The organism is Ancylobacter sp. VNQ12 (assembly GCF_049445835.1).
In the GTDB taxonomy this organism is placed as follows: Bacteria; Pseudomonadota; Alphaproteobacteria; order Rhizobiales; family Xanthobacteraceae; genus Ancylobacter.
Genome location: NZ_JBMSDU010000024.1, coordinates 20,440 through 44,579, shown reverse-complemented (window position 1 = coordinate 44,579; position 24,140 = coordinate 20,440). Strand labels below are relative to the sequence as shown.

At 65.3% G+C, this 24,140-nt stretch carries 17 protein-coding genes; 8 read left to right on the top strand and 9 right to left on the bottom strand.

Translation table 11 applies throughout. The features are described from left to right. Positions 1 to 174 precede the first annotated feature (174 nt). The 3 genes from ACO2RV_RS22015 (at position 175) to ACO2RV_RS22005 (ending at position 2,936) form a co-directional block, all read left to right on the top strand. Entirely contained in the window at positions 175 to 813 is a 639-nt protein-coding gene (locus ACO2RV_RS22015) for a TetR/AcrR family transcriptional regulator (RefSeq protein WP_423296381.1), read from the top strand. Between the two features lie 555 nt (positions 814 to 1,368). Beyond that, on the top strand, positions 1,369 to 1,935 hold the full coding sequence (locus ACO2RV_RS22010; protein WP_423296380.1) for a hypothetical protein: 567 nt from the start codon (positions 1,369 to 1,371) through the stop codon (positions 1,933 to 1,935). Positions 1,936 to 1,985: 50 nt separating this feature from the next. Then, positions 1,986 to 2,936, top strand: a complete 951-nt coding sequence (locus ACO2RV_RS22005) for an amidohydrolase family protein (protein WP_423296379.1) — start codon at positions 1,986 to 1,988, stop codon at positions 2,934 to 2,936. Between the two features lie 225 nt (positions 2,937 to 3,161). Here the strand turns inward: ACO2RV_RS22005 and ACO2RV_RS22000 are convergent, their stop codons facing one another. Both ACO2RV_RS22000 and ACO2RV_RS21995 read right to left on the bottom strand, forming a co-directional pair. Continuing rightward, positions 3,162 to 3,587, bottom strand: a complete 426-nt coding sequence (locus ACO2RV_RS22000; RefSeq protein WP_423296395.1) for a GFA family protein — start codon at positions 3,585 to 3,587, stop codon at positions 3,162 to 3,164. 57 nt (positions 3,588 to 3,644) lie between these two features. Next, positions 3,645 to 4,829 (bottom strand): MFS transporter, encoded by a 1,185-nt coding sequence (locus ACO2RV_RS21995; RefSeq protein ID WP_423296394.1) that lies wholly within the window; start codon positions 4,827 to 4,829, stop codon positions 3,645 to 3,647. Positions 4,830 to 4,920: 91 nt separating this feature from the next. Between ACO2RV_RS21995 and ACO2RV_RS21990 the strand changes: the two genes are divergently transcribed. Next, positions 4,921 to 5,850: a LysR substrate-binding domain-containing protein gene (locus ACO2RV_RS21990; RefSeq protein ID WP_423296378.1), complete on the top strand. Its 930-nt coding sequence runs from the start codon at positions 4,921 to 4,923 to the stop codon at positions 5,848 to 5,850. 40 nt (positions 5,851 to 5,890) lie between these two features. On the opposite strand, the gene ACO2RV_RS21985 is transcribed toward ACO2RV_RS21990, so the two are convergent. The 3 genes from ACO2RV_RS21985 to ACO2RV_RS21975 all read right to left on the bottom strand — a co-directional run bounded on the left by ACO2RV_RS21985 (position 5,891) and on the right by ACO2RV_RS21975 (position 7,488). Beyond that, positions 5,891 to 6,070 carry a cyclophilin-like fold protein gene (locus ACO2RV_RS21985; protein WP_423296377.1) on the bottom strand — a complete coding sequence of 60 codons (180 nt, stop codon included), beginning with the start codon at positions 6,068 to 6,070 and terminating at the stop codon, positions 5,891 to 5,893. Between the two features lie 97 nt (positions 6,071 to 6,167). Further along, positions 6,168 to 6,407 (bottom strand): tautomerase family protein, encoded by a 240-nt coding sequence (locus tag ACO2RV_RS21980; RefSeq protein WP_423296376.1) that lies wholly within the window; start codon positions 6,405 to 6,407, stop codon positions 6,168 to 6,170. A gap of 37 nt (positions 6,408 to 6,444) precedes the next feature. Further along, complete coding sequence (locus ACO2RV_RS21975; RefSeq protein WP_423296393.1) at positions 6,445 to 7,488, bottom strand: NAD(P)-dependent alcohol dehydrogenase; 1,044 nt, start codon at positions 7,486 to 7,488, stop codon at positions 6,445 to 6,447. Between ACO2RV_RS21975 and ACO2RV_RS21970 the strand changes: the two genes are divergently transcribed. Next, positions 7,372 to 7,716: a hypothetical protein gene (locus ACO2RV_RS21970; RefSeq protein WP_423296396.1), complete on the top strand. Its 345-nt coding sequence runs from the start codon at positions 7,372 to 7,374 to the stop codon at positions 7,714 to 7,716. The two genes, ACO2RV_RS21975 and ACO2RV_RS21970, sit on opposite strands and share 117 nt — an antisense overlap. Before the next feature lie 57 nt (positions 7,717 to 7,773). Here the strand turns inward: ACO2RV_RS21970 and ACO2RV_RS21965 are convergent, their stop codons facing one another. Together ACO2RV_RS21965 and ACO2RV_RS21960 are read right to left on the bottom strand one after the other, a co-directional pair. Then, on the bottom strand, positions 7,774 to 8,172 hold the full coding sequence (locus ACO2RV_RS21965; RefSeq protein ID WP_423296375.1) for a (R)-mandelonitrile lyase: 399 nt from the start codon (positions 8,170 to 8,172) through the stop codon (positions 7,774 to 7,776). Positions 8,173 to 8,274: 102 nt separating this feature from the next. Continuing rightward, on the bottom strand, positions 8,275 to 9,027 hold the full coding sequence (locus ACO2RV_RS21960) for an SDR family oxidoreductase (RefSeq protein WP_423296374.1): 753 nt from the start codon (positions 9,025 to 9,027) through the stop codon (positions 8,275 to 8,277). 259 nt (positions 9,028 to 9,286) lie between these two features. On the opposite strand from ACO2RV_RS21960, the gene ACO2RV_RS21955 reads away from it, so the two are divergent. From ACO2RV_RS21955 to ACO2RV_RS21945, 3 genes are all read left to right on the top strand, one after another. After that, positions 9,287 to 10,183: a LysR family transcriptional regulator gene (locus tag ACO2RV_RS21955; protein WP_423296373.1), complete on the top strand. Its 897-nt coding sequence runs from the start codon at positions 9,287 to 9,289 to the stop codon at positions 10,181 to 10,183. Positions 10,184 to 10,754: 571 nt separating this feature from the next. Continuing rightward, complete coding sequence (locus ACO2RV_RS21950; RefSeq protein WP_423296372.1) at positions 10,755 to 18,737, top strand: MBG domain-containing protein; 7,983 nt, start codon at positions 10,755 to 10,757, stop codon at positions 18,735 to 18,737. 3 nt (positions 18,738 to 18,740) lie between these two features. After that, positions 18,741 to 20,555 (top strand): ShlB/FhaC/HecB family hemolysin secretion/activation protein, encoded by a 1,815-nt coding sequence (locus tag ACO2RV_RS21945; protein ID WP_423296371.1) that lies wholly within the window; start codon positions 18,741 to 18,743, stop codon positions 20,553 to 20,555. 643 nt (positions 20,556 to 21,198) lie between these two features. On the opposite strand, the gene guaA is transcribed toward ACO2RV_RS21945, so the two are convergent. Both guaA and ACO2RV_RS21935 read right to left on the bottom strand, forming a co-directional pair. Beyond that, a complete protein-coding gene (gene guaA, locus ACO2RV_RS21940) occupies positions 21,199 to 22,770 on the bottom strand; it encodes a glutamine-hydrolyzing GMP synthase (RefSeq protein WP_423296392.1) in 1,572 nt (523 codons plus the stop codon). Positions 22,771 to 22,822: 52 nt separating this feature from the next. Continuing rightward, on the bottom strand, positions 22,823 to 24,136 hold the full coding sequence (locus tag ACO2RV_RS21935) for an RsmB/NOP family class I SAM-dependent RNA methyltransferase (RefSeq protein WP_423296370.1): 1,314 nt from the start codon (positions 24,134 to 24,136) through the stop codon (positions 22,823 to 22,825). Positions 24,137 to 24,140 lie beyond the last annotated feature (4 nt).

The following is a 24,140-nucleotide window of genomic DNA, read 5'->3' as shown; positions in this document are numbered from 1 at the left end:
ACGAGATTACGCGGCCCGGATCGCCGGGCCGCGTTTATCCCGGCGCAGCGACCCGCTAAGAACGCCGGGCATCGTCCGCATCGATTCTCGTCGATACGGGCGGCGGCAGACGACGAATGCGCGGGACGCGCGGCCTTCGCCGGCCGGCCGCGGTAACGGGACGGAGTGCCTGGCTTGAACGAAACGGGATGGAGAGGCTCACCGGAGATCTGGCTGGAAACGGCCTATGCCAGCCTTGTCGAGGGCGGGGTCGAGGCCGTCCGTATCCAGCCGCTGGCGCGCAAGCTCAAGCTGTCACGCACCAGTTTCTACTGGTTCTTCAAGGACCGCGAAGAACTTCTTGCCGCACTTGTCGACCGCTGGCGGGCCAAGAACACCGAGAACCTGATCGGACGCAGCCGCGCCTATGCGGAAACGCTCGTCGAGGCCATGCTCAACGTCTTCGACTGCTGGCTCGACCGCGATTTGTTCGATGCCCAGTTCGAATTCGCCATCCGCAGCTGGGCGCTGCAATCACCTGAAATCGCTGAGGAAGTCAGCCGCGCCGACGAGGCGAGGCTTGCCGCGCTGGCTGACATGTTCACCCGTTTCGGCGTCGCCCCCCTGCCCGCCGACGTGCGCGCACGCGCCTCTTACCTCGTCCAGATCGGCTACATCTCGCTGAATACGAGCGAGGATCTCGCCACCCGCATGCAGCGGGTGCCCGACTATGTGACGATCTTCACCGGGCAGTCCCCGCAGCCGCGGGAGTTGGACCGCTTCTTCGCCCGCCACAACTATGTGCCCGGCGAACCCGCCGTCGCCATGCGCTGAGCCCTGGGCCGCCTCCAGCACCGCCGCCACTACGCGCGGGGCACGCTTGGCAACGAATTATGCTGCGGCGTGGCCCGTTTCCGATACAGCCGGCGCAGCTTCTTCTGGTTCATGACGATGCCCTGGCGCCTCAGCATGATGTGGATGCGCCGGTAGCCGAAGTGGCGGCGCTAGCCGGCCACGGCCCGCATGGCCCCCCGCAAGCTGGCGTCACCTGGACTTACGCTCCGATAGCGCACGCTGGTGCGATCGACGCCCAGCGCCTGAACCGCGAGGCTCGCATCGTCCGTCCCATAGTCGATGAACTCTACCTACATCTGAAGGACGATCAGGGCCTCAGGTCACCGCTTTTCGGCACATGCAAGGGGTCCGCTCTTGGCGCATATTGGCATGAATTCATTCACGTAACCCTACGGAAATCATGCGCAGAAAATAGCTCGATGCGCCTCCGGTCGGGTGGCACATGGGCGGCGCCTTTCGTGTTACGGTAGCGGCAGTATGGAGACGAGGTGTCGAGACCAAATACAATTTCAGATAAAACTCGGGAGACCCTTGATGCGAATGTTCGGAGCTGGTCGGGCGATCGTAGTTCTGTCAATCGCTCTTGGCGCAACACAGCCAGTTACGGCGACAAATTACCTTTGTAATCAGCAGTTTGCGCTCTGCACTTCCGCTCCCTGCGTTCCGCAGCCCGGCAATCCGAATATCTCGATCTGCGTCTGCGACATGCAGGAGGGGCCGAACCTCGCGACCGTCGCGTGCGACACGGTCAAGCCGAGCACCGATGCCACTGGTGTTCGCACGGTCTACTCGCAATTCGCGCTCACACAGTTCGAGCAGGGCAAGAAGGGTTTGAAATGCGAGAGTGGCACGCCCTGGTCGAACTGCCTCAACAAGATCTGCACGGTCGACCCCGCCAATCCCGCCAAGGCGATCTGCGCCTGCGACGTGGTGCGCGGCGGTGAATGGCAGACCGCCGGTGGCGATTGCGACGCGGCGACCTGTAAGACCGCCTACTGGTCAGGGGCCCTGCTGGCCGATTCCAAGAGCAACGCCGATTTCATGATGGAACAGCTCAAGATAGCGAAGTCTCCGGCTCAGGCGTGCACCGCTCCCAACTGACGATAATGGCCGGACGGAAACCTCCATTCCGACAAGACTGAGGAGCGGGCATGCGCAAGATAGCGCTCGAAGAGCATTTCACCACGCCCGAGCTTGCCGCCTACGTGGCAAGGCCGACGCAGAGCGACGCTATCTTCGCGGATGTGGAACGGCGTCTGGCCGATTTCGATCAGTTGCGGCTGGAGATGATGGAGCAAACCGGCATCGAGCTGATGGTGCTCTCCGTCACAACGCCAGGCGTGCAGGGCGTGCGCGATGCGGTGCAGGCCATCCGGCTCGCCAGCAGTGCCAATGACTTACTCGCTCGGGAGGTGCAGAAGCGGCCGGATCGCTATGCTGGCTTCGCCCATCTTCCCATGCAGGACGCTGGCGCCGCGGCCGCCGAGCTCGAGCGGGCCGTCAGTGAACTGGGCTTCCGCGGCGCGCTCATCAATGGCCAGACCAATGGGCACTATCTCGACGAGGACCAATATTTGCCCTTCTGGGAGCAAGTGCAGGAACTGGACGTCCCGATCTACCTACATCCGGGGGCCATGGCCGACCAGCCCGCGATGTTTGCGCATCGGCCCGAACTGGGCGGCCCGATCTGGGCCTGGACTGCGGAGACCGCCGCACATGCCTTGCGGCTTGTCTTCGGCGGTACGCTCACGCGCTTTCCCAAGGTGAAGATCATCCTCGGCCATATGGGCGAGACGCTGCCCTTTCTGCTCTGGCGCTTCGACAGCCGGAGGGAATTCGACCTCGGTGAAAAGCTCGCGCCGGATGCCCGCCCCTCGGCAATCATCAGGCGCAGCATCGCCATCACGACATCGGGCGTTTGCGATCCGGTGGCGCTCGCTGCGGCCATTCAGGCGCTGGGGGAGGACAATGTGATGTTCTCCGTCGACTATCCCTATGAGGACGCACAGGTCGCGTCCGACTTCATAGAGTCCGTGCCGATCGGCGAAGATGTGCGCGCCAAGGTCTGCCACGGCAACGCGGAACGGCTGCTCCGCCTGTAGGTGCCGGTGCCGACGGAAGCCCATCGTGAAAGAATTTCATTGTACTCAGGGAGGAATGCCCCGGAGGAAAGAAGTCAGCAGACGCGCGGCACCGAATGTCGCCTACTCGGCTCCGAACTTGCGACTGCTTCTGGCGCGACGCGGCAAGCGAGTTGGACCGCATGGCACACCGAGATATCGGTGCTCGCGCCTTTACGGACGGAAGGACCTACGGATTCGTGACGGTCAGCTTGCCGGAAAGAACCGCAGAGTGCCGGCCCGGCGCGTCGGCTTTCCGGTGTCGCTGGTGTGGTTGATGCCGTCCATGACCGGCACCTCGGGGAAATCGAACGGGCTTATGCCGTCGAGGCAGGCGACGTTGACCGCGTACAGGTGCTGGTCGGAGCGACGCTGATGGTGCGTGTAGATCCCGCAGTGCGAACAGAAGAAGTGCTGCGCTGTGCCGATATGAAAACGGTAGCTGGTCAGTGCCTCTCCCCCCTGCAGGATGTCGATCCCGCCTGTTTCGGCCATCGCGACCACTGCGCCGCGCATGCGGCAGTAGGAGCAGGAGCAGCGCCGGATCGACGTGAAGCCGTCGCTGAGTGCCACCCGGAAGCGCACCGCCCCACAATGGCACTGTCCAGATCGCGTGTTCGTATCGCTTGTCATGTCGTTCCCTGTCGATGTCTCCCGCAGCATGGGCTTGCGCCGCGTGACGGTCGCCGCTCACCGCCTCGCCAGCTTCGGTCCGAGGGCGAGGGCGAGCGGCAGATTGATCAGCGCCGCCGCGGCGGTCCCGAGCGTCGCGATGACGGCTCCCGCCTGGTCGCCGAGCACGCCGAACAGTATCGGCGTCAGCGCCCCGGAGCCGATCACGCCGGTATAGAAGATGGCGAAGGCCCGCTCGGTCCGGTCCGCCGGCGCCAGTTCCGGTACGGTACCGTAGAGCACCGACGACGTGCCGTTCAGGGTGAGTCCGAGCAGAGGCAGGAGAACGAGCAGAGGCCCCAGCGGAAGGATAGCGGCGAGCGCGATCATGAGGGCTGTGAGCCCCTCGGTGCACAATGTGACCCCGACGATGCCCCAGCGCTGGGCGAGCCAGCCGCAGACAAGCTTGCCCGCGGCGCCGCCGAGGAAGACGAGGGCAAGCGCCGCTCCGATCACCGGCTGCGAGGCGCCCTTCAGCTGCAGTAGGAACGGCAGGAAAGTGAGGAAGCCCATGCGCACGCCGGTGTCGATCACGCCGATCGCCAGCAGCAGCGGGAAGCCGTTTCCGCCGCGCGACAACGTGGAACGCCGGGCGGGCGGCGGCGGGGCGGGCGCGATCCGTGGCATGGCGACGGCGATCAGGCCGGCAACCATGATCCCCGCCAGCGCCAGCAGCCAGAGCGAGGGCCGCCACGGCGCGAATGACAGGCCGAAGGACAGCGCCGCCGGTAGCAGGGCCTTGCCGAGGTCGCCGCTGAAATTATAGGTGCCGAGCGGCCCGCGCGCCGCCGGCCCATAGGCGCGCGACACAGCGCTGGAAGCGATGGGATGCTGGACGCTGGAGCCCGCGCCGGCGAGGAACAGTGCCGCGCAGAGCCCCAGTGCGCCGCCGCTGAAGCCGGCCAGCCCATAGCCGGCCGCGGCGATCAACGTACCGAGGATGAGCACCGCTCGCCCGCCCATATGATCGGCGAGCCAGCTTGCGGGCACCTGGAGGGCGGCCATGGCGCCGGCATAGAGCCCGCGCAGCAGGGCAAGAGCGACATAGTCGAGTCCGAATTCGGCCCGCCAGATGGGAAGCAGCACATAGATCGCGTCGGTGTAGCCATCATGAAGCGCATGGGCGAGGCCGGAGAGGACCAGTGTGCGCTGGCGGGTTCGCGGCGCGCAGGGCTGCGCCGACGAGGTGGGGATGGAGGCGATGCTGGATGAATTTGTCACCTCACGACTGTGCACCTGCTAGAATGCGGGGCGCAAACGACTAATTCGCCCTTTTGATGTCAGAAAAACTCACATGTCCGCACCTTCGAAAGACCGGCCTCTGCCGCCCCTCAACGCCGTGCGAGCGTTCGAGGCGGCGGCGCGCCGGTCGAGCTTCAAGGACGCGGCGGCGGAACTCGGCGTCACCCATGGCGCGGTCAGCCGGCAGATAAAGCTGCTGGAGGAATGGCTCGGCCCGCCAGCCCTGTTCCGTCGGCGGAGCCACGGGGTCGCCCTCACGGCGGAAGGCCGGGCGCTCCTCGCCGAGATTCAGCCCGCGCTGGAGCGCATCGCGCGGGCCGCCGCGGCCCATGGCGGTAAGCCCAGCGGCACGGTGGTGCTGAGGGTCCATGCGCTCGCCACCTTCAGCCTGCGCTGGCTGGTGCCTAGGCTCGGCCGGCTACGCGAGGCGCATCCCGAAATCGAGATCGAACTGACGACCGGCAGCGAGCCGGTGGATGGGCTGGCCGGCGACTATGACCTGATCATTCGCGGCGGGCCGGATGCCTTTCACGGCTTCGAGGCGCGGCTACTGCTGCCGGAGAGGCGGCTCCCCGCCTGCAGCCCGGCGCTGCTGCGGCGCCAGCCGTTGGGGCAGGTGAGCGACCTCGCGCGGCACACGTTGCTGCATGTCGCCAGTATGCCGCGGCTTTGGCGCGACTGGCTGACGAAGGCCGGGCACGGCTCTCTGGAGCCGGCGGCCACGTTGATGCTCGACCACTTTTATCTTTCGATCCAGGCTGCGGTGGACGGGCTCGGCGTGGCGATGGCGCCGTCTACCCTCATCGCCGACGATGTGCGGGCGGGCCGGCTGGTGACGCCATTTCCGCACATCTGGCTACCGTCGCGCAGCTATTTCGCCTACATGCCGTTCGAGTCGCAGCTGCGCGCCACCAGCGATCGGGTCTGCGCCTGGATCGAGGGGGCCGACGAGGCGTCCACCTCGCAGATCGCCGAGCGGTAGTTTTAGCTACCGTTGTGGTCGCTCAAATGGCCGCTTGGGGTCATACCGGACGGGCTCCCCTTGGTGGAGGCTTGCCCGGCAGATCAGCGATCTTCTCCGTCGCGCTGCGGTCGCCGAGGACGAGCTTCAACGGCAGCAGGGCAAGAAAGCCGCGGGTGGCGGCGTTGTCGTCGAGTTCGACGACGGCAGCCTGGGCCTCGGTGGAAATTCTGATCTGCATGTGGCTTCCCGGTTCCATTGCTCCCGCCGTCGGCGGCGATGCGAGAACCGCTGAGGCAACGATCGACCATCGCCTCGTCGAGTGGGGGATCATGGAGTCACGCTTTCGCTAAGGAAGCATAGCCGGGCAACTTGTAGAGCCGGTCCCGGTTCGCCTCGATCTCGGGTGTGAAGACCTCGCTCATCCAGGCCCCCGCTTTGACGTCGAAAATCGCGACCGAAATCGACTCGTCTTCGCATCCGAGAACCGACACGACGACTCTCGCGAGCTCAGTGGCGAGCATGCGCTTCTGTTCTTCGGATCGCCCGGAGATCATCTTCAGTGCGACATGCGGCATTGGTTCTGCCTCCCGAGCGATACGACGACTGCTCCGCTCACGCCTTTCGGCCCTTGGTCATGTCGATGACAAAGCGATAGCGGACGTCCTTGGCCATCACCCGGTCCCAGGCGCGGTCGATCTGGTCGGGGGTGATCAGTTCGATGTCGGCCTTGATGTTGCGCGCCGCGCAGTAGTCGATGACCTCCTGCGTTTCGGCGATGCCACCGATCAACGAGCCGGCGAAGCTCTTGCGGCCGAAGGCCATCATCATGCCATTGATGCTTTCGAGCTGGCCGAGCGCACCGACGTTGATAAGCGTGCCGTCGAGCTTGAGAGCGGCGATCACCGGCATTATCGAATAGCTCTCTGGCACGGTGGAAATCGCCAGATCGAGTGTGCCGGCCAACCCTGAGACGGCATCGCCATCGCTGAGCAGAACTGCGTTCTTGGCCCCAAGACGCTTGGCGTCATCTATCTTGCCCGGTGATGTGGTGAACACCGTGACCTCGGCTCCGCGGGCGGCCGCCAGCTTGACTGCCATATGGCCAAGACCGCCGAGGCCGACAACGCCGACGTTCTGCCCACGGCCGAGCTTCCAATGCTGCATGGGCGAGTAGGTAGTGATGCCGGCGCACAGTAGCGGAGTGAAGGCAGCGAGATCGACGCCCGGCGGAATGCGGATGCCGAACTTCTCGGTGACGACGATGGCGTCGGAATAGCCGCCGTAGGTGACGCCGCCGCTGACCTTGTCGGCGGAGTAATAGGTGAAGGTCGTGCCCTTGAGGCAGTTCTGCTCGCGGTCGTTCAGGCAGTTCTCGCATTCGCCGCAGGAAGCCACCATGCAGCCGACGCCGGCGACGTCGCCGACCTTGAACTTGGTCACCTTGTCGCCGACGGCGACAACGCGACCGATGATCTCGTGGCCGGGCACCGTGGGATAGTTCGGCTTGCCCCAGTCCCCCCGCACGGTGTGAATGTCAGAATGGCAGATGCCGGCGAACAAGATGTCGATCTTGACGTCATTGGCGCCAACGGCGCGGCGGGCGATTTCAGTCTGCGCGAATTTTCCCGTGGCAGTGGAGGCAGCGAAGGCCTGCACCTTGCTCTGTCCCATGGCCGCTGCCGGGGCCGACTGCGCCACGGCAGCGGAGCCGGAAACCGCAACGAAAGGCGCGGCGGCACCGCCGAGGATGAGCCGACGACGATTGAGATCGCTTCCGGCATGATTCAGGCTGAGGTTTCCACACATCTCGCACATAGCATCGTCTCCGTGCTGGGGCTTGCACGACGTGCCACAGCCGGCCGCGCCGATATCCGAGCAATTTGAAAAATCAGAAGCCGATGGCACCGCTTCGAAGGCAATCCAGTGTCATCGGCACGTCCCTCACTTCGGCACGTACTGGGTGTCGCTGACGTGCTCCATCCAGGTTACGGCAGAGCCGTCGATCGCTTCCTGAATGGCGATATGGGTCATGGCCACATCCGGGGCGGCGCCGTGCCAATGTTTCTCGCCAGCCGGAAACCAGACCACGTCGCCGGGGCGGATTTCCTCGATCGGGCCACCCTCGCGCTGGACACGGCCGAAGCCGGAGGTGACGATCAGCGCCTGACCGGCGGGGTGGGTGTGCCAGGCGGTGCGGGCGCCGGGTTCGAAGGTGACGGTAGCGCCAGACGCCCGGCCAGGGGCTTCGGTGGCGAACAGCGGGTCGATCCGGACGGTGCCAGTGAACCAGTCCTCCGGGCCCTTCATCGAAGGTGCAGCGCCGACGCGCGAGATTTTCATGGTGGTTCCTGTCGAGGCAATCACTGGAATTGGTGAGCTTGTTCTGGGGCAAGGCAGGAGTGCGAGCTGAACCCTTCGCTCTCGCGCCTCGCCGCTGTTGCATCACCAGGGCTGCTTGGCCGGTCCGACGGTGAATTCGTTGACCGTCGTGTCCTCGGGCAGGTCGAACGCGAAGGCGACGACCTGGGCGATGCGGTCAGGCGCGATGCCGAAGGCGGTGTAAATGCCGGCCATGCCTTGCGCCGCCCCCTCGTCGGTGATCGTGGTCAGGAGTTCGGTATTGATGGCCGCCGGATAGAGCGTGACGGTACGGATGTTGGTGCCTTCCATCGCCGATTCCATGCGCAGGCACTCCATGAAGTCGCGGACGAACCACTTGGTACCGCCATAAACGGCAGTGCCCGGGTAGGCCTTGATGCCGGCGACCGAGGAGACGGCCAGGATGTGACCGGATTTCTGGGCGGTGAAGATCGGCATGACCGCGGCGACCCCGTTGAGAACGCCGTTGATGTTGACGTCCACCATCTGCTTCCACTCGGACGTCTTGAGGGCGGAGACATTAGACACCGGCATGATGCCGGCATTCAGCAGGATCGCATCGACCTTGCCAAAGCTGTCCTTGGCGAGTTTGACGATGGCGTCGTTGTCGTCCTGGCGCGTCACGTCCAATGCCTGATAGACCGCCTGGCCACCTGCCTTAGCGATGTTGTCGGCGATCGCCTTCAGCTTGTCCTCGCGCCGCGCGCCGAGCACGACCTTGGCGCCCTTGGCGGCGAGCAGCTTCGCCGTTGCCTCGCCAATGCCGGACGATGCGCCAGTGATGATCACGACCTTGTCTTTGATATTATTGGTCACTTTGTTTCTCCTGATTGACCTTGGCCCATACTCTCGGCCGGTCGGCCGGCGCCGCCGCAGATCACACCGCGTGCCGCAAATAAGCGCGATGCTCGCCGGAATTGATCATCACGGGGTCGGATTGACCTTCAAGCTAAGTCCGCTGCATCGAGCCGACAATTGCACGCAAGGCCATTGCAACCATGAATCAAAATCATAGATATTCCATTGCGGTCGCCAGAAAATTGCGCGAAATGGACTTTGGATGCGGGGACTATGAATGAAGCGCGACGAATTGAGCGATCTTTCCGTCTTCATGACGGTGGCCGACGACAGTAACTTCACCCGCGCCGCCGCGCGTCTTGGCATCTCGCAGTCGGCGGTGAGCCACACCATTCGCCGCCTTGAGGCGTCGATCGGACTGAAGCTGCTCAACCGCACCTCGCGTCACGTGACCACGACCGATGCGGGCGAGAAGCTGCTGGCGGCATTGCGCCCGGGTTTCGGGCAGATCGAGGCGCGGATCGAAGAGCTGCGGCTTCTGGGCGACACCCCCCGCGGGCTGGTGCGGCTGACCACAAGTCGTGCGGCCCTGCACGGCTTGCTCTGGCCTGTACTGTCGCAGATTGTGCGCGACTATCCGGAGGTGAAGATCGAACTCAGTACCGAAAGCCGCCTCACCGATATCGCCGAAGACCGCTTCGACGCCGGCGTGCGTCTTGGAGAGTTCGTTGGCCCCGACATGATCTCGATACGGATCGGACCGCCGATCCGGATGGCCGCCGTAGCCTCACCGAACTATTTCAGGTCACATGGCGTTCCCGAGCACCCGACCGATCTCGATGGGCACGCCTGTCTTGGCCTACGCTTCAACCCGCACGCTCTGCCTTACGAGTGGGAATTCGAGAAGGATGGCGAAGCGATCACCAGGAAGGTGTCTGGTCCCTTCATGTTCAATGAAAGCGACGTCTGCATCGAGGCCGCGAGGGAGGGCCACGGCATTGCCTTCGTGGTCGAGCCGGAGGTCGCCGCCGACATCGAGGACGGGACCCTACGCCGTGTATTGAACGACTGGTGCCCGCCATTTGAGGGATTCCATCTGTTCTATTCAGGCCGACGCCAAGTCACGTCGGCCTTGCGCCTCGTGATCGATCGGTTGCGTTACCGGCAGTCATAGAATCATCTACTGGAAAGGCGGTAGACGAGGTGAACCGCCCGAGATTACTGGACGCCTTCTTTCCTAAATTTGAGGCTAGGAAGCCCCGACGGGCCAAGCGAACTTCACCTAGGACTTTAAGCGCGGCACGGTCGTTCAGATGATGAGGTGGCCGTCGCCGAGAACTTCTTTCACCTGCTCAAGCGCGAACGCATCGGCCGTGGACATACCCTCTCTCCGGCATCTTGCTGCTGCACTCAAACGGGACTCGCCCCCATGAACCCGTCCACCACGGAAGGTAGGGCGCGACGGCGGTTTCAATCCATGCCACCGGGCGGTGATATCGCACGGGAATGCGCAAAAGCGGATTGGCGATTGTCCAAAGACATTTTTCGCCACTGGACCTCAATAAGAGAATTCAAAATTGATATGTAAAGGTAAAATCTGAAGCTGAGAAAGCTGCCCCTCTTGCGCGGGTCCGTTGGCTAAGCCACTACGTTGCATCAGTGGCTTATTTGAACGTGCCATCATGATCGGGGTGGGGAATTTGAGCCAGCGGCGCTCTTGCTTGGTCCGTTCGGGAAGTGCTGGAGTGGTACACCGGTCTGCCGCCGCTCTCCTCGCCAGCACGGCACTGGTTGTCCCCGCTTTGCCTGCCTTTGCCCAGGTCCTCCCCACCTCAGGAAGCGTTGCGTCTGGAAGCGCAGTCATTACGTCGCCGTCAGGCACCGGCGTTCTCGTCACCCAGTCCTCACCCAACGCCATTATCAACTGGGGCTCCTTCTCCATCGGCGCCGGCAACACCGTGCGCTTCGAGAACGGCTCCGGTGCCACGCTGAACCGCGTCACCGGCCTCTCTCCGTCGCAGATCAATGGTAGCCTTTCGGCATCCGGCAGCCTGTATCTGGTCAATCCCAACGGCATCACCGTCGGCCCGAGCGGGCGGATCACGACAGGCGGAAGCTTCGTCGCCTCCACGCATGACATTTCCGACGCGGCCTTCAATGCCGGAGGCGACCTGACTTTCCGGGGGGCGAGCACCGCCAGCGTCATCAATTACGGCTCCATCGGCGCGCTGGGCGGCGACGTCGCGCTGATCGCCCGCAGGGTCGAGAATGCCGGCACCATCACCGCACCCAACGGAACGGTAGCCCTGGCGGCCGGTTATGAGGTGCTGGTGCGCGATGCCGCGCTCTCGGACGGTAAGTTCGTCGTGAAGGTAGGCGGGGCCGATACCGAGGTGAAGACCTCGGGCATCATCAAGGCCGCCGAGGTGGAATTGAAGGCCAATGGCGGCAATGTCTATGCGCTGGCCGGCAACACCGAGAGCATCACCAAGGCCACAGGCGTCACCAGCAAGGGCGGGCGGGTCTTCCTGACCGCGGGCGACGGCGGCAGCGTCACCGTGAGCCAGAAGGTGGTGGCCCGGGCAGCCACGTCCAACGGCAAGGCGAAGGGCGGCGAGATCCGGGTCTCCGGCGGCAAGGTGAAGGTGTCGGGCACGCTGGACGCCAAGGGGGACGGCGATGCGGGCGGCGCCGTAACGGTGACCGGCAGCGACCTGACGCTGGCCAGCGGCGCGGTGGTGGACGTGAGCGGCGCATCAGCCGGCGGCACGGTGCGCATCGGCGGCGACGTCCAGGGCGGCGGCACGCTGGCCCACGCGCAGACGGTGGTGATCGAGGCGGGCAGCGTCATCAACGCCGATGCCACCAACACCGGCACGGGCGGCAGCGTGGTGGTCTGGTCGGACGGCGTCACCAATTTCGCCGGCACGATCTCGGCCAACGGCGGGGCGCTCGGCGGCGACGGCGGCTTCGTCGAGACGTCCGGCCACAAGCTGGGCTTCGGTGCCGGACTGCAGGTGACGACGACGGCGGCCAATGGCGCGACGGGCACCTGGCTGCTCGATCCCTACAACGTGACGATTTCCAACGCCGCCGACAGCTTTGTCTCGGTCGACACGATATCCTCGCCGAACACCGCCACGCCGTCCGGCGGCAGCGGGACCAACCTGAATGTCGCGCCCCTTCAGAGTGCGCTCGCCAGCAACAATATGGTCGTCCTGACCTCGGGAGCAGGCAGCGAGGCGGGAAACATCACCGTCGTTGATGCGGTGACCTGGTCTGCCAACACGACGCTGACGCTGAATGCGAATACCTCGACCGGGGGCATCTTCCTCAACGCGAACGTGACCGGAACGGGCAGCGGCAGCGGCCTTGTCCTCAACGCAGGGGCGGGCGGCATCAACCAGAGCGTGGCATCGCCCACCACTACCGCTTCCTCTATCACCGTGAACACGCTGAACGCCACGGCGACAAACGGCGGTTCGGTCGCCCTGACCAATTCTGTCAACGCGATCACGACGCTCGGTACGTCCAGCGCCTCGGGCTCGTTTGCGCTGACCAACGGGCAGGACCTGAACGTATCCGGCCCGATCACCAGCAACGGGACGCTGTCGCTCGTCACGACCACCGGCGATCTGAACATCACCGCTGCGCTCAGCGACAGCCAGGCAGGCGCGAGCTACACGCTGTCGGCGGCAAACGCGCTGAACATCAGCAAGGATCTGACGCTCAGCGGGTCCGGAGCGCAACTGAGCCTCAGCGCCGGAATCTCCTATTCGCTGCTCAGCGGCGCGCGCGTATCGCTGCCAGATAGCGGGGCATCGCTATCCATCAACGGTACGTCTTATACGCTTATTCACGATGTCACCGCCCTGCAAAGCATGAGCAGTTCGGGAAACTTTGCCCTCGGCAACGACATCGACGCCTCGGCCACCGCAAGCTGGAACGGCGGCGCGGGTTTCAACCCGATCGGAAGCAGCACGATCTTCTCCGGCACCTTTTCCGGCCTCGGCCACAATATTGATAGCCTGACCATCAATCGACCCGGGACGACCTTTATCGGCCTGTTTGCCCAGGCCGACGGCGCCACGCTGCGTGACATGACGCTCTCCAATGTCTCTGTGAGTGGCGGCGCCCGGGTGGGAGCGCTGGTGGGCCAGGTGAATAACTCCAGCCTGAGCAACATCCATGTCACCGGCAGCGTGACCGGATTCCAGGAAGCCGGCGGCATCGCCGGTTGGTTGTCTGATACCACATTATCGAACGCCTCCTCCGCCGCGTCCGTGACGGTGTCGTCCAATGGAGCCGGCGGCCTTGTGGGCTATGCGCTTTACACCGTCACGATCTCCGATTCCTACGCCACCGGAGCGGTGACGGCCGCCAGCAACGCCGGCGGCCTCGTGGGACAGGCCCTGGGCGGTCCGCTCACCCTGACCAAGGTCTATGCCAGCGGCAGTGTCACAGGGGCCAGCAGCGTCGGCGGCCTGATCGGCTTCATGGATCAGGGCCCGGCGGCACTGACCAACGCGTACTGGGATGCAAATTCGACCGGGCAGGCGGCGGCGGTCGGCACCTTATCCTCGTCGACCGTGACCGGCACGGCCGTGGATGTCTCCGGCGCCCCACGCACGCAGGCGACCTACGCTGGCCTCGATTTCACCAACACCTGGGTGATGATCGACGGCGACACCCGCCCGATGCTGCGCAACGAATATTCGACGGTGATCGCGACGCCGGCGGCGCTCCAGCTCATGGTGCTGGACCTCTCCGCCGGCTACACGCTGGGCGCCGACATCGACATGGCCAGCGCACAGGCCCTAGGGAGCAACGGCTATTATAGCGGCCTGTGGGGTGCCTCCGGCTTCGTGCCGGTCGGTACCCAGCTCCCCGTGGATTCCCGTTTCACCGGAACTTTCGATGGCCAGGGCCACACGATTTCGGGCCTGACCATCAATCGCGGCAGCTCGGAGGAGGTCGGTCTCTTCGGCTACACCTTCGGCGCCACGGTGACGAATGTCGCGCTCTCGGGTGGCAGCATCACCGGCGGTGCCTATGTGGGTTCGCTGATCGGCGTCATGGACAACAGCGCGGTCTCATCGGCCTCGTCGAGCGCGACGGTCTCAAGCCCGGGTGTCGTACATCCGACCGTCGGCGGCCTCATCGGACGTTTCATTGGCGGCACCATCAGCGATTCCTTCGCGACCGGCGATGTGACCGCCGCAGGGCAGTACGCTGGCGGTCTCGTCGGCGATATGTCCGGGGCAGCGACCATCACCCGCTCCTATGCCACCGGCAATGTCACCAGCACGAGCCTGGTGGGGGGATATGTGGGCGGTCTGGTCGGCAACGCCGGCACCTCCACCACCATCAGCCAGTCCTATGCGACGGGAACCGTCACGGGCGCTGACGGCCCGATCGGCGGTTTCGTGGGGTTCAACGACGGCGCGATCACCGATTCCTACGCGACCGGCCGCGTCAACGGCGCGGGGGTCACCTATGTGGGTGGGTTCGTCGGGCTGAACTTCACCAACGGCACCATTACAAACGCCTACTCCACCGGCTATGTCACGGGCGCCTCGGGCGTCGGAGGCTTTGCCGGAGTGAACAGCGGCCCGTTCTCGGCCTTCACAAACGTCTATTGGAACACGCAGACCAGCGGCCTCTCAGTGGGCGTCGGAGGCGGCTCCGGCAGCCCCACAGCCCGCACCACCGCCCAGCTCCAGGGGAGTCTGCCCGCCGGCTTCTCCTCCTCCATCTGGGGCACCGGCACCAACCTCTATCCTTATCTCGGCTGGCGCTATTCGACGACGCCCATCGCCGTCTCGGGCGTGGCCTACAGCGATGCGGGCACCACCGCGCTGGCGGGCGTCACGGTGACAGCCGTTTCCGGCGGCAGCGCCATCGGCAGCGGCAGCAGCGGGGCCAACGGCTATTACTACATCCTCGCCGCGGCCAGCGGGCTCTCCTCCAGCGGCGTCCTCACCTATCTGGATAACGGCACCGCCAAGGGCGCGGCCTTCTCGGACGTGGCGGGCACGAACGGCGTGCAGAACGTCACCATCTATGGCACGGCGGCCAACGTCATCACCGGCCAGTCCACGCTGACCGCAACCCGGACAAACTATCTCGCCACGCGCGGCAGCTATACCGACACCGACCTGTCCTTCCTCTCCTCCAGTTCCTTCACGCCGCTGACCACGACGGCGGGATATGGCGTCTATCTCAACACCTCCGGCAATTACACGCTCAACGCCAGTCTCGGCTCCTCCGGCCTCCTCACCATCGACAGCGGCGGGACGTTCGGCGTCAGCGGCGCGATCACACTCTCGGCGGGCGGCGCGCTCACCATCGCCGATGCCGTGTCCTGGTCGGATGCCTCCAGCCTGAGCCTGTCCACCACCGCGGGCGGCAACATCGGCCTGGGGGGCGCCGTCACAGGCACCATCGGCACGCTGATCGTGAACGCCAGCGGCACCGCCACCACTTCCAGCGCCATCGACATGGGCACGTTCAACCTCACCAGCGGCACCTGGAGACAGATCACGGCGACGCTTCCCTCGTTTGCCGCCAAAAATTTCGTGATCGGCAGCTCCGCCACCTTCCTGCGCGCCACCGGCGGCGATGGTTCGGCGGCGACGCCCTATCAGATCGAGGATCTCTACGGCCTCCAGGGCGTCGGCTCTGCGGGCCTGCTCTCCCAGAATTTCGTCCTGACCGCGGACATCAACGCAACGCCGTCCGTTATCTGGAACGCCAGCGCGGGCTTTGCCCCCATTGGCAGTTCCGCCACCACTTTCACCGGCAGTCTGGATGGCGGCGGGCACACCATCGGCGGCCTCACGATCCACCGCCCGGCGGGTGCGGCCGGCCTGTTCGACTACATCGGCGTCGGCGGGAGCGTCAGCAACCTCACGGTTGCGGGGGTGGTGACGGGTGTGGACGCAGGCATGATTGCCGCTTTCAACTCGGGCACGATCACGAATGTGACCGCCTATGGCAGTGTCGGCAATACGGGCGCCAGTACATACGGATCCATCGGCGGCGCCGTGGGTCAGAATTCGGGCACCATTACCGGTTCAACCTCTGCCGCCACCGTCTCGGCCACTGGCGTAGACGGCAGCTATGCCGGCGGCCTCGTTGGCTACAACTATTTGAGTAGCAGCATCATCGCCAACTCTTCCGCCTCGGGTACGGTGTCCGCTACAACTTCGGTCGGGAGTTCGGCGGGTGGTCTCGCAGGGTTGAATGCAGGCGTAATCAGCGGCTCCTTCGCGACCGGGAACGTCGCCAGCGGATATAATTCCGGCGGCCTGGTGGGTAATAACAATGGTGGCAGCGTCTCAAATTCTTTCGCGACCGGCTCGGTCTCCGGCTTTTACCAGGGTGGCCTTCTGGGCTTTCTGAGCGGCACGGTTACAGACACATACGCGACAGGTTCTGTTTCTGGCTCCAACGGCTATTATAGTGGAGGCCTTGTTGGATACAGCGACGGAACAATAAATAGCAGCTACGCCACCGGAGCCGCATCGACCGGCGTATATGTTGGTGGGTTGGTCGGCTATAACAATTTCGGCACCATCGTCGACAGCTTCTGGAACACAACGACCTCCGGGAACGCTCTGGGCGTCGCCGGCGGTCCTGATTCCGGTGCCGTGGGCCTGACCGCGACACAGATGACGAACCTTGCAACGTTCACCAACGTTGGTTGGAGCATCGACGACGCGGGCGGCACCTCCTCCGTCTGGCGCATCTATGATGGCTACACCATGCCGCTGCTGCGCAGCTTCATGGCCAGCCTGACGGTGACGGGCGGCAGCGGCTCCAAGACCTATGATGGCCTTGCCACCTCGGCCGATGTGGGCACTCTGGTCTACAGCCCATCGGGATACGATACGTCGCTGGTCTCGGGGACCGCCGGCTACACCGCCTCCAGTGCCGATGCAGGCAGCTATACCGGCGCCGACCTCTCCCTTTCCGGGCTTTATTCCAGCCAGTTCGGCTATGACATCAGCTTCGTCTCGGGCTCCCTGACCGTCGCCCAGGCCGGACTGACGGTGACGGCGAACGATGCCGGCAAGACCTATGATGGCGCCGCCTATTCCGGTGGCAACGGCGTCACCTACTCCGGCTTCGTCGGCAGTGACACATCCTCCAGCCTCGGCGGTACCCTCGCCTATGGCGGCACCTCGCAGGGGGCAGTGAATGCCGGCACCTATTCCATAACGGCCTCCGGCCTGACCTCCACCAACTACGGCATCACCTATGCGGCCGGCACGCTCACGGTCGGCACGGCGGCGCTGACGGTGACCGCGAACGATGCCGGCAAGACCTATGATGGCGCCGCCTATTCCGGCGGCAACGGCGTCACCTACTCCGGCCTCGTCGGCAGCGACACATCCTCCAGCCTCGGGGGCACCCTCGCCTATGGCGGCACCTCGCAGGGCGCGGTGAATGCCGGCACCTATTCCATAACAGCCTCCGGCCTCACCTCCGGCAACTACGACATCACCTATGCACCCGGCACGCTCACGGTGGGGACGGCGGCGCTGACGATTACGGCCAACAACGCCAGCAAGGTCTATGACGCCACCGCCTATTCCGGCGGCAACGGTGTGTCCTATAGCGGCTTCGTCGGCAGTGACTCGTCCTCCAGCCTCGGGGGCACCCTCGCCTATGGCGGCACCTCGCAGGGGGCAGTGAATGCGGGCAGCTATTCAATAACGGCGTCCGGCCTCACCTCCGGCAACTATGACATCACCTATGCCCCGGGAACGCTCACCCTCTCCCCCGCTGCGCTGACTGTGACGGCGGACGCCGCCACCATGCTCTATGGCAACGGGCTGCCGACCTTCACCTATGTCGCCACCGGCACGCTTTACAGCGGCGATACCCTCACAGGCGCGCTCGCCAGCCTCGCCTCTTCCACGTCGAACGTCGGCGCTTACGCCATCACGCAGGGCACGCTCGCGGCCTCGTCCAACTATGCGATCACCTATGTGAGCGCGAATATCGCCGTCACGCCACGGTCCTTGAGTGTGGCAGCCGCCGGGCAGTCCATGGTGTATGGCGACAGCGCGCCTACCCTCACCTACACGGTGGGCGGCGCCGGCCTCGTCAACGGTGACACCCTCTCGGGCGCCCTTGCCACAACGGCCTCGTCCAACTCGAATGTCGGCGTTTACGTAATCACGCAGGGCACGCTCGCGGCCTCGTCCAACTATACGCTCAGCTATACCGGCGCGGAGATCGTCGTCTCGCCGCGCCCGCTCATCGTGACGGCCGACAATGCGAGCCGCCCGGCCAACGTCGCCAATCCGGCCTTTACCTACACCATCGGCGGGCTCGGGCTTGCCAATGGCGACCTGTTGACCGGCGCGCTCACCAGCGATGCCACCATCAGCTCACTGCCGGGACGTTATGCCATTCTGCAGGGCACCCTCACTGCCAGCTCCAACTATGCCCTCACCTATGTTCCCGGGGAACTAACCGTCATCGGCTCCACGCAGAACACCGATTTCGTCGAGACCAGCGTGCCGGACCAGGTGGTGGTGACGCTGGAGACGGATGGTCTCATCGCCGTCATCGACCGGCTCGAGACCCCTTCCGAAAACACGCCAGCCCCGCGCCTCACCGCCTGCGGCGGTTCCTCGACCGCAGGAAAATGCGTCTTCCTGCCCATGGCTGCCAACCTGCCGGCTACCCCGCATCTGCGTTTCGGGGGGTTGTGAGGCATGACACGCACCTCTTCCATCATGGGCCTCCCTACGCCGCTGCGCGCGCTGCCCGTCACCCTCGCCGCCCTGCTCGTGGCTCCGCCCGCCGGGGCCCAGACGATCGCCCCGGTGGAGCGGAACCTGCCGCCGGTCATCTCCGGTCAGGGCCGACTGCTGGTCGGCCCGCAGGATCTGGCCGGCAGCCCGGATGACAGCCCGCTCGGGGTCGCCCTCTCCGGCATCAGCCTCATCGGCACGCGGGAGACCGTCGCCACACGGCCCGGACGCGGCATCAGCATCGGCGCCGTGGGCGAGATCGACCGCGCCGCCCTCACCCGCGCGCTAACGCCCTTCCTCGGCCAGCCGCTGTCACGCAAGCGCATCTCGGACATCCAGGCCGCCATCGCGTTGGCCTATCGCGCCGCCGGCTATCCCTTCGTCTCCGTTACCCTTCCCCCGCAGGAAGTCACCGGCGGCGTACTGACCCTACGGGTGGTGGAATTCCGCACCGGCGCGGTGCAGGTCTCCGGCGCGGAACCGGGCGCGCAGGCGGACATCGCCAGCCGCGTGCGAACTGCCCCAGGCCAGCGCATCGCGGTGGATGCCCTCGAGGAAGACCTCGACTGGCTCAACCGCTCGCCCTACCGCTCGGTCAATGGCGTGTTCTCGCCGGGTGACGACCTCGGCCTCAGCACGCTCACCCTTGAGGTGACGCCGCTGAAGCCGTGGCAGGTGTTTGGCGGCTGGTCCAACACCGGCACGCACACCACCGGCTTCGACCGCTATTTCGCGGGCATTGGCGCCGCCCTGCCGGGCCTGCCCGACAGCTTCGTGTCCTACCAGCTCACCGGCAGCGACAATTTCTGGAGCGATCCCGGCTCCGTCGGCAGCGGGCCGCAGCAGCCCAGCTATTACAGCCAGGCCGGCCGCCTCGTGCTCTCCACAGGCGCTCGCCAAAACCTCGAAATCGTCCCCAGCTATGTGGCCACCCGGCAGAACGCCCTTGGCGACGCGTTCGCCTATGACAACGAGACGCTGGAAATCCCGGTCTATTACCGCACCGCGCTCTCCAACCTCGTGCCCGGCCTGTATGCCGGCGATCTCATCCTCGGCGCCTCGGCCAAGACGGTCTCGCGCACCAGCTACTTCACCGGTGAGAATCTGGGCGGCGCCAGCGCCGACCTGTTCGAGCTGATCGCCGGCTGGTCGGTATCGCGCTCGGACCCCTACGGCACCACCGGGCTCGATCTGAAGCTCATCGGCAATCCCGGCGCGGTGCTCGGCGGCAACAGCGATGCGCTCTGGACCACCTATAGCGGCGGGCGCGTCACCGACGTAACCTATGTCTATGGCACCGGCGCGCTCAACCGCGTCACCCGATTGCCGATAGGGTTCAGCTGGATCAGCAACCTCTCTGGCACGGCGGCGGGGCAGCCCCTGCCGGATACGGAGCAGCTGAGCCTTGGCGGTCTCTTTGCCACGCGCGGCTACACGCTGGACGATGCCACCGTGGACACCGGCGTCGTCTGGCGAAACGAGCTGCGCACGCCCACCTTCGGCCTGCTTTCGGCACACGGTGTCCCTCGCGCCAGCGACCAACTCTCGCCCTACGCCTTCCTGGATATGTCGTGGGGCCGCACCTACGCCTATGAGAGCCTGGTCGGCCCCGTGCCGCAGACTGATTATGGGCTGGCCGCTGTCGGCCTTGGCGCCGACTATGTGCTGAACCGCGCCATCACCGCGACGCTGGTGGGCGGCGTCGCCCTCACCGACGCCATCTACACGCAGGCCGGCGACATCACCTTCCAGGCCCGCGTCTATGTGAGCTATTGAAACTGCGGGTAGATACCGGTCGCCAGGCTGCGGCCTCATAGCGACAGGATCCAGACGCGAATTGCTGCGAGATCGAGGGCTGCCAGGTTGTTGTCCGGTCGGCGATCGCAGCGCGTGGCTGGGTGGCGCATCTGGGTGATGCGGCTGAAGAAGCGTTTAATCTGGTTTCTCTGGCGATAAAGCCGGGGGGCAGACTCACAATGGGCTCGAACGAACTTCACGCTGGATTGGCGAGGAGGGGCAAGGTCACGGAGGTCTCTGAAAGGCCCCTCGAGAGGCGGCTAAGGGGCAAGACCGCCACAAGTTTCACTCGTCGCGGTCTTCTTCGAACAACTGCGTTCCCACCGTCTTCCCGTCACCTTTTAGATCTTGGCCCTCGGCTTGAGATTTTTCAGTTCCTTATCAGTGAGTTCGCTCATAAATCCGCATCCGGTCGGGGGGGGGCGAACGGCTACTATCAACAGGCGCTGTTGGTACCGGAAGCCCGTTTCTCGACCATCCTGCGCCATACCAACATCGCTACCAACACAGTGGCTCGGCTGGGGTGACATGCAGCGATACGGGATAGGAAGAATTATCCTTACCAATCAGAGGGATCGTGCGATATGTGGCACGGAGCGGGACGGTCTGAAACGACCTTAATTCACTCCCACTCGATCGTCCCCGGCGGCTTCGACGTCACGTCGTAGACCACGCGATTGACGCCCTTTACCTCGTTGACGATGCGGGTCGCCACGCGGCCGAGGAAGGCCATGTCGAAGGGATAGAAATCCGCCGTCATGCCGTCCACGGAGGTCACGGCGCGCAGGCCCACCACATAGTCATAGGTGCGGTAGTCGCCCATCACGCCCACCGTCTTCACCGGCAGGATCACGGCGAAGGCCTGCCAGATCTCGTCATAGAGGCCGCCGCGGCGGATCTCCTCGAGATAGATCTCGTCGGCGAGGCGCAGGATATCCAGCTTCTCGCGGGTAATCTCGCCGGGGCAGCGTATGGCGAGGCCCGGGCCGGGGAACGGGTGGCGGCCGACGAAGACGTCGGGCAGGCCGAGCTCGCGACCGAGCGCGCGCACCTCGTCCTTGAACAGTTCGCGCAGCGGCTCGACGAGCTTCATGTTCATGCGCTCGGGCAGGCCGCCGACATTGTGGTGGCTCTTGATCGTCACCGAGGGACCGCCGGTGAAGCTCACGCTCTCGATCACGTCGGGATAGAGCGTGCCCTGGGCGAGGAAGCCCGCGCCGCCAATCTTCTTGGCCTCAGCCTCGAACACGTCGATGAACAGCTTGCCGATGGTCTTGCGCTTCACCTCGGGGTCGGTGACGCCTTCCAGCGCGCCGAGGAACATCTCGGAGGCGTCCACATGCACCAGCGGGATGTTGTAATAGTCGCGGAACAGGGTGACGACCTTCTCCGCCTCGCCGAGCCGCAACAGCCCGTGGTCGACGAAGACGCAGGTCAGCTGGTCGCCGATCGCCTCATGGATCAGCACCGCCGCGACGGAGGAATCCACGCCCCCCGACAGACCGCAGATCACCTTGCCGTCGCCCACCTGCTCGCGGATGCGGCGGATGGACTCCTCGCGATAGGCCTTCATGCCCCAGTCGCCGCGCGCGCCGGAAATCTTGCGCACGAAGTTGCGGATCAGCGCCGCGCCATGGGGCGTGTGCACCACCTCCGGGTGGAACATAGTGGTGTAAATTCGCCGCCCCTCGTTCACCGCGATGGCGAAGGGCGCATTCTCCGAGGTCGCGACCACCTCGAAGCCTTCCGGCAGGCGCGTCACCCGGTCGCCATGGCTCATCCAGACGGGATAGCGGCTGCCAACTTCCCACACGCCCTCATAGAGCGCGCTGGGCTTGTTCACCGTCACCTCGGCGCGGCCGAATTCCGCGGCATGGCCGCCCTCGACCTCGCCGCCGAGTTGCAGCGCGCAGGTCTGCTGCCCATAGCAGATGGCGAAGATCGGCACGCCGGCGTCGAAGGCTTCCTGCGGCGCGCGCGGGCTGTTTTCGTCCATCACCGAGGCCGGACCGCCGGAGAAGATGATGCCGACGGGCTTGAGCCGCCGTACCGCCTCGGCCGCGCTCTGATAGGGCACGATCTCGGAATAGACCCCCTCCTCGCGGACGCGGCGGGCGATGAGCTGCGTCACCTGCGAGCCGAAGTCGATGATGAGGATGGTGTCGTGATGGGCGGGGGCGTCGGTTTCGGTCATGTGCGGCTCTATCGTCTGACGGGCGGCGATCTCGGTGGCGTTCATATAGGGATCAGGCTTCGCGCACCATCAGGGCGACGAAGAAGCCGTCGGTATGGGTGCGGCGCGGCGTCAGCAAGAGGCCCTCGGGGCGCTCCAGCGCGGCCTCGCGCAGGGCAATGCCGCGCTCGCCGAGCGCCAGCACGGCCTCGGCGGGCGGAATAGGGCGGAAGGCCGGGTGGCGCGTCACGAAGGCGCGAATCTGGTCGACATTCTCCTCGTCGAGCAGCGAACAGGTGATATAGGCGAGGCGCCCGCCGGGCTTCACGAAGCGGGCGGCGGCGTCGAGAATCTCCGCCTGCTCCTTCACCCGCTCGGCCAACGCGCCGGGGCGCATGCGCCATTTGGCGTCCGGGTTGCGGCGCCAGGTGCCGGTGCCGGTGCAGGGCGCGTCGACGAGGACGAGGTCCATGCGGCCTTCGAGGTCGTCCAGCACCTCGGCGCGGGCAGCGCCCTTACCCCGGGGGGAACGGACCTGGACGTTATGCGCGCCGGCGCGCTGCACGCGCTCATGGATCGGTGCGAGGCGGCGCAGATCGTCGTCATAGGCATAGAGCTGACCGGCGCCATCCATCAGCGCCGCGAGCGCGAGGGTCTTGCCGCCGCCACCGGCGCACAGATCCAGTACCTGACCGCCGCGCGGCGGGGCAGCGAGGATGGCGGCGAGCTGCGAACCCTCGTCCTGGACCTCGACCAGCCCCTTGAGATAGGCCGGCTCGACCGTGACCGGAGGCGCCTTGCCGTCGGCGGAAAGCGCGATGCGCAGCGCCAGCGGCGACCACTGCCCCGGCACGGGGTCGAGATGGGAAAGCTGCTGCGTCGCCTTGTCGACCGCGCCTTTCAGCGTGTTGACGCGCAGGTCCAACGGCGCGCGCTCAGCCAGCGCCATACCCTCCTCCGCCCGTGCCTCGCCGAATACCGACGCCAGCGAGGCGTCGAGCCAGTCGGGGTAGTCGCCGCGCACATGGGCGGGTGCGTCATCGAGCGAGGCGGCATCCAGCTGTGCGCGCTCATCTTCGCTCAGCGGCTCGGGGGCAAAGCGCGCGCCGTCGCACAGCGCGGCGATTGCCTCGACGTCGAGGCCGCGTGCGAGCCGCAGCGTGCCGAGCACAAGCGCGCGCGGGGTTTCCCCGCCCATGATCCACCCGGCGGAGGCGCGGCGGCGCAGAGCGTCATAGACCAGCGAGGACAGCGCGGCGCGGTCGCCGGAACCGGCGAAGCGGTGGCTGCGACCCCAGTCCCTCAGCACGTCGGCCGCAGGGCGGCGCTCGGTCAGGATGGAGCCCATCACCTCGATGGCGGCGGAAAGCCGGGCGGCGGGAGTCATGCGA